Raw genomic sequence first — 6,079 nt, 5'->3', positions numbered from 1 at the left:
CGCTTGTGCGCCCGCCACGCCGCCGTGGCGTTGGAGTGCTTGGCGTTGGTCGAGAGGTAGAAGACGTTGCCGTAGCCGCCGGTGCACAGCAGCACGGCATGCGCCGAGTGCCGGGTCACCTGGCCGGTGCGCAGGTCACGGGTGACCACGCCGCGGGCGACGCCGTCCTTCACGACGAGATCGAGGACCTCGGTCTTGGTGATCAGCTCGACGGTGCCGTTGTGCACCTCCTTCATCAACGCCTGGTAGGCGCCGAGCAGGAGCTGCTGGCCGGTCTGGCCCCGGGCGTAGAAGGTGCGAGACACCTGGGCGCCGCCGAAGGAGCGGTTGTCGAGCATGCCGCCGTACTCGCGTGCGAAGGGCACGCCCTGGGCGACGCACTGGTCGATGATGTCGCCGGACACCTCGGCCAGACGGTGCACGTTGGCCTCGCGGGAGCGGTAGTCGCCGCCCTTGACCGTGTCGTAGAAGAGGCGGTAGGTCGAGTCGCCGTCGTTCTTGTAGTTCTTGGACGCGTTGATGCCGCCCTGGGCCGCGATCGAGTGCGCCCGCCGCGGCGAGTCGTGGTAGGTGATCGCCTTGACGTTGTAGCCCTGTTCGCCGAGCGTGGCGGCGGCGGCGGCGCCGGCGAGGCCGGTGCCCACGACGATGACGTCGAACTTGCGGCGGTTGTTGGGCGCCACCAGCTTCATGTCGAACTTGTGCTGGGTCCACTTCTCGCCGATGGGCCCGGCGGGGACCGCGGAGTCCAGGTTGCCGATCACGACGCGCCCTCCTCGAAGCGGAGCTCTTCGTTGGCCTCGTAGGCCTTGATGATCTTGAGCCGTTCGCCGTCGGAGAGGTCGTCGTACTGCTCGATGCTCAGCCGCCCGTCCTCGAGCGCCTCGGCGAAGACGACCTCGCAGGTGACGATGCGGTCGTCCTCCTCGTAGCAGACGTCGTCGGATGCGGCCCCGGACACGACGGCCAGCGGGAAGCTGAGGTTGCCGAGGGTGACGATGGCGGCGAAGCCGAGGGCGAAGCTGCGCCGCCAGCTGTTGTACCTCGGGTTGTTCAGGCCGAGGCTCTGGAACAGGCTCCAGGACCCGTGGTACAGGTGCACGCCGAGGGCGATGGTGGCCAAGACGTAGATGGCCGCCGGCACGGCGTTGGTGAGGCTGGCCTGCACGTTGCGGTAGACGTCGCCCCGGACGAAGTCGGGGTTGACCCAGCCCCAGGTGAAGTCGGCCAGGTGCCAGATCAGGTAGGCCAGGATGACGACGCCGGTGAAGCGCATCGAGCGGCTGGCCGTGTTGGCCGCCTGCCAGTCCCGCTTGGAGCTGTAGCCGCCGGCGTTGGCCCGCCGGTTCATCAGGGTGAGGCTCGCCGCCGCGTGGATGTGGAAGGCGAAGGCGAGGATCAGGCCGATGCGGATGATCCAGAGCGTCAGGGTGCGGGGGAGCAGCGGGTACAGCAGCTCACGGAGGAACTCGCCGTAGACGTTGAGGGCGTGGGCCCCCTGGTACATCTTGAGGTTGCCGACCATGTGGCCGAAGACGAAGCCCATGAGGACGATGCCCGTGACGGCCATCACCCACTTCTTGCCCACGGCCGACCGGTAGAAGGCCACCGGCCACGGGGCGGGACGGCGCGGCGGGTTCACCGGCTGCACGCCTGCACCCTCACCTCCTGATGAGGCTGACTGCTGCATGGTCTGCATGGATTCGCACGGTACCCGCGCCCCCATTCCGGGGGGCAATCACCGCAGCCCTCGGGATCAGGTCGAGATGGTCGTCCGGTACACGTTGGCCACGCGGTCGTCGCCGACCTGTCCGGTGAGCTCGAGCACGAGCTCACCGGGTGCGTCGGGGACTTCGAGCTGCACCGTGCCGACCCGAACGCAGGAGTCGGCCGGCACCTCACCCTCGAACGCCCACCGGTGGGCGCCGCCGGTCCATCGAGCGACCACCTCGATGCTGCCGGTGAGGTCGCCGCGGCGGTCGGACACGACGTGGACATCGAGGGCGAGCGCATCGCCCGGCGTCACCGCGCCGGGCAGGCGGTCGGCCACGACGATCACGGCGCGGCACGCGTCGGCGAGCGCGGCGTGGGCCGCTTTCGGCACCCGTTCGTGGTCGAGCACCGCCCAGGTGATGCCGGGGTGCGCGTCGGCGAAGGCGAACTGGCAGAACCCACCGGTCGGGCGGTACTTCAGCCGCCTGAGCTCCTCGACGTGGTGGCGGACGACGGTGGCCTGGTACGCCTGGGTCGCCGCCTTCCACGACTCGTAGGTGTGGCCCTGCCGCGGCACGTACCGGTCGAGCAGGGCGAGCTGGAGGTTGTGCGTGCCGGCGAGGCGGTCCCAGTCCAGGTCCGGCCACACCTCGGCTCCGACGAAGTCGTCGCTCTCCGGGACCGCCTGGGCGCCGAACTCGGTGGGGAACCGCACCTGGCTCGGGAGGGCCCGGGCGAAGGCGGGCAGGTCCCGCTCGTCGCCCCAGTACCAGCCGAAGTAGAGGTGGCTGTCGGTGCCCTCGAGACGGGGGAGCCGGGGCAGCACGCCCGAGTGCTTGATGACCGGGCGGGTGCCATCGGCGGCCTCGATGGCTCGCTTCACGGTGCGGTCCAGGATGGTCTTGTTCCACGTCGGCACCTGCTGCGACGCGAACGCGCGCAGCCCGAGCGCGGCGAGGCGGTGCGGCTCGCTGAACACCTCGGGCGAGATGTCGAGGCCCATGGGCTCGTTGTGGCCGCACCACACGGCCACCGACGGGTGGTGGGCCAGCATGGCCACCATCTCGGTGGCCTGGCGCTGGGCCTGGCGCCGGATGGACCGGGCGTAGCCCCACTGGAGCGGGAAGTCCTGCCACAGCAGCATCCCGGCCCGGTCGGCGGCGTCGTAGGTCTCGGGCCGACCCACGTGGGCGTGTATCCGCAGCAGGTCCAGCCCGGTCTCCTTGGCGAGGTCGACGTCGGCGGCCAGCTCGGCCGGGGTCGCATCGGCGAGGGCCATGCGGGTGGGGGCGAGGTTGGCGCCCTTGCAGAAGAGGCGCTCGCCGTTCACCGACAGGATCCACTTGCGCATCGACACCTGACGGAGCCCGGTGCGGAAGCGACGGCGGTCGGACACCCGGCTCCCGGCCGCGTCGCGCAGGCGGACCTCCACCGACGTCAGCTCGAGGTGGGCTTCGCCGAGGGCGTGGGGCCACCACAGCTGGGGCTGATCGACGGTGACCGTCCACTCGACGGTGTTCGCGCCGGCGGCCAGCGTCCGGTCGGTGCCGTGGTCGGCCGACCCGATCGTGGTGCGCAGGTGCACGTCGGTGGCCTCGAGCGAGTCGAGTTCGGCGGTGAGTGAGAGCACCGCGCGAGCGGGACCGGCCTCCACGCAGCGGGTCACCAGGTGGCGGATGCGGACCGGGCCGGACTCCTCGAGGTGCACCGGTCGCCAGATGCCCCCGGGGTTCCAGTCGGGGTCCATGGAGTCCCAGTGCTGGAAGACGCCGGTGATGTTCCGCTTGTGGCTGCGGTCGGTCTGCGGGGAGCATCCCACCTCCACCGCGAGCTGGTGCTCGGAGCGGGCGCGGATCTGGTCGGTGACCTCGAACTCGTGGGCGAAGAAGTACCCCTCGGTGGCGCCGAGGTAGGTGCCGTCGAGCCACACGTCGCCCTCGTAGAAAAGCCCGTCGAAGCGCAGCCACCACCGGCGATCACCGGCGCCGGGCGGCTGCTCGAAGCGCACCCGGTGCAGCAGCGGGCCGTCGTGGTCGGCGAACGCAGGCGTCGAGCGCCAGTGGCCGGGAACGGCGATCGGCTCCCACCCCGAGTCGTCCAGGTCGGTGTCGGCGAAGGTGCGGCGCAGGTCTTCGTCTGCGGGCGCAGCCAGCCAGCGGTCGGGGAGTGCCATCGGCGCCGGAGCCTACGAGGGCGGCGGTCGAGGCCCTTCAGGTGCCGGATAGGTTGGCCTCATGGCAGCACCGTCCAGCCTCCCATCCACCCTCGGCGCGCTCCGGGAGTCCGGCTGGGAGTCGCGGCCGGTGAAGGAGGAGGTCCGGCGCAACGCCGTGGCCAAGATCCGGGCCGGTGAGCCGCTGTTCGAAGGGGTGCTCGGCTACGAGCAGACGGTGATGCCCCAGCTGGAGAACGCGCTGCTGGCCGGCCACGACGTCGTCTTCCTCGGCGAGCGCGGCCAGGCCAAGACCCGCATGATCCGCTCGCTCACCCGGCTGCTCGACGAGTGGATGCCCGTGGTCAAGGGCACCGAGATCAACGACGACCCGTACCACCCCGTGTCGCGCTACGGCGTCGACCTCGTCGAGGAGATGGGTGAGGACACCGAGATCGACTGGGTCCACCGCGACGAGCGCTACGGCGAGAAGCTCGCCACCCCCGACACGTCCATCGCCGACCTCATCGGCGAGGTCGACCCCATCAAGGTGGCCGAGGGCCGCTACCTCTCCGACGAGCTGACCCTCCACTACGGCCTGGTGCCCCGCACCAACCGCGGCATCTTCGCCATCAACGAGCTGCCCGACCTCTCCGAGCGCATCCAGGTGGGTCTGCTCAACGTCCTCGAGGAGCGCGATGTCCAGATCCGGGGCTACAAGGTCCGCCTGCCCCTCGACGTGATGCTGGTGGCGTCGGCCAACCCCGAGGACTACACGAACCGCGGCCGCATCATCACGCCGCTGAAGGACCGCTTCGGCAGCCAGATTCGCACCCACTACCCCCTCGACGTCGAGACCGAGATGGTCATCGCCGCCCAGGAGGCCCGGCCGCTCGAGGCCGAGGGCGTGCACGCCACCATGCCCGAGTACATGAGCCAGATCGTCGCCACGCTCTCGCACCTGGCTCGCCAGTCACCCCACGTCAACCAGCGCTCGGGCGTGTCGGTCCGCCTGACGGTGTCGAACCACGAGGTCCTGATCGCGAACGCCGCCCGGCGGTCGCTGCGCCACGGCGAGGAGGTCGTGGTCCCCCGCGTCTCCGACCTCGACGCCCTCGCCGCGTCCACGATGGGCAAGATCGAGATCGAGTCGCTGGACGACGGTCGGGACGAGGCCATCGCCGAGCACCTGGTGAAGTCGGCCGTGCTCACGGTGTTCCGCGAGCGCACCGACGCCGCCATGCTCCGCGAGGTCATCGACGCCTTCGAAGAGGGTCGCATCGTCGACGCCGGTGACGACATCTCCTCGGCCGACCTCGCTGCGCTCGCCGAGGAGATGCCTGGCCTCAAGGCCCAGGTCGTCGGACTCACCGACGGCGACGAGTCCGCCGCCGCCATCGCCGCAGCGGTGGAGTTCCTGCTCGAGGGTCTGCACCTCGGCAAGCGCCTGAACAAGGAGCACGTCGGCGCGCGCTCGAGCTACCGGGCCCGCAGCTGAAGGGCTACTCGCCCATCTGCTCCTCGGCCTGCTCACGCAAGGTGGCCAGGGTCTTGCGGAGCAACCGCGACAGGTAGGACTGCGACACGCCGAGCTCGTCGGCGATCTCCTGCTGGCTCCGACGGTGCACGAAGCGCATCTCGATGATGGTTCGGTCCCGATGGTCGAGGCCCTGCAGCAGGGACTCGACGTCGATGCGGGTCTCGACCTGGCCCATGTCGCCGTCGCTGCCGGCGATCATGGCGCCCTTGGTGGTGCTGCCGTCGCCAATGGGCGCATCGAGGCTGTCGGCCCGGTAGGAGGCGCCGGCCGAGAGGGCTTCGAGCACGCGGTCGGTGGACTCATCGAGCCGATCGGCCATCTCCTGGACCCGGGGGGCGCGACCGAGCTCCTGGGTGAGCTCGGGTTCCAGGCGGCGGGCCTGCACGGCCAGCTCCTGGAGGCTCCGGGGTGGGCGCACCGACCAGCCCTTGTCTCGCAGGAGCCGCTTGAGCTCGCCCTCGATGGTGCGGTTGGCGAAGGTCTTGAAGGTCACGCCGACTTCGGGGTCGAAGCGCTCGACGGCCTTGATGAGGGCCATCAGCGCCTGCTGCCGGACGTCGTCGGCCTCCATGTGGCCCTTGCCGTAGCGGCTCACGTAGTACTCGACCAGCTCGAGGTTGTCCTCGACCAGCCGGTTCCGGAGGCGACGGGACCGCGACGTCTGGTATTCGACG

The 6,079-nt window shown here is 70.3% G+C and carries 5 protein-coding genes; 1 reads left to right on the top strand and 4 read right to left on the bottom strand.

Features of this window, described 5'->3' with window-relative positions; translation table 11 throughout:
- From VMN58_11665 to VMN58_11655, 3 genes are all read right to left on the bottom strand, one after another.
- Positions 1-764: FAD-binding protein (locus VMN58_11665; GenBank protein ID HUF33852.1), on the bottom strand; the 764-nt coding region annotated here is incomplete at its 3' end.
- Complete coding sequence (locus tag VMN58_11660) at positions 761-1,651, bottom strand: succinate dehydrogenase cytochrome b subunit (GenBank protein HUF33851.1); 891 nt, start codon at positions 1,649-1,651, stop codon at positions 761-763. The genes VMN58_11665 and VMN58_11660, both read right to left, overlap by 4 nt.
- Before the next feature lie 105 nt (positions 1,652-1,756).
- On the bottom strand, positions 1,757-3,886 hold the full coding sequence (locus tag VMN58_11655; GenBank protein ID HUF33850.1) for a hypothetical protein: 2,130 nt from the start codon (positions 3,884-3,886) through the stop codon (positions 1,757-1,759).
- Between the two features lie 61 nt (positions 3,887-3,947).
- On the opposite strand from VMN58_11655, the gene VMN58_11650 reads away from it, so the two are divergent.
- Positions 3,948-5,363, top strand: coding sequence for a sigma 54-interacting transcriptional regulator (locus VMN58_11650; protein ID HUF33849.1), 1,416 nt, complete (start codon positions 3,948-3,950; stop codon positions 5,361-5,363).
- 4 nt (positions 5,364-5,367) lie between these two features.
- Here VMN58_11650 and VMN58_11645 read toward each other — a convergent pair.
- Positions 5,368-6,079: sigma-70 family RNA polymerase sigma factor (locus VMN58_11645; protein HUF33848.1), on the bottom strand; the 712-nt coding region annotated here is incomplete at its 5' end.

The organism is Acidimicrobiales bacterium, assembly GCA_035512495.1.
Taxonomy (GTDB): domain Bacteria; phylum Actinomycetota; class Acidimicrobiia; order Acidimicrobiales; family CADCSY01; genus DATKDW01.
The sequence above is the reverse complement of the archived record's forward strand: the minus strand, read 5'-3'. Positions and strand labels throughout refer to the sequence as shown.

Bases quoted from the DNA above. Each gene is read 5' to 3' on its own strand.
- VMN58_11655 (HUF33850.1), bottom strand. From the start codon at position 3,886: ATGGCACTCCCCGACCGCTGGCTGGCTGCGCCCGCAGACGAAGACCTG.
- VMN58_11650 (HUF33849.1), top strand. From the start codon at position 3,948: ATGGCAGCACCGTCCAGCCTCCCATCCACCCTCGGCGCGCTCCGGGAG.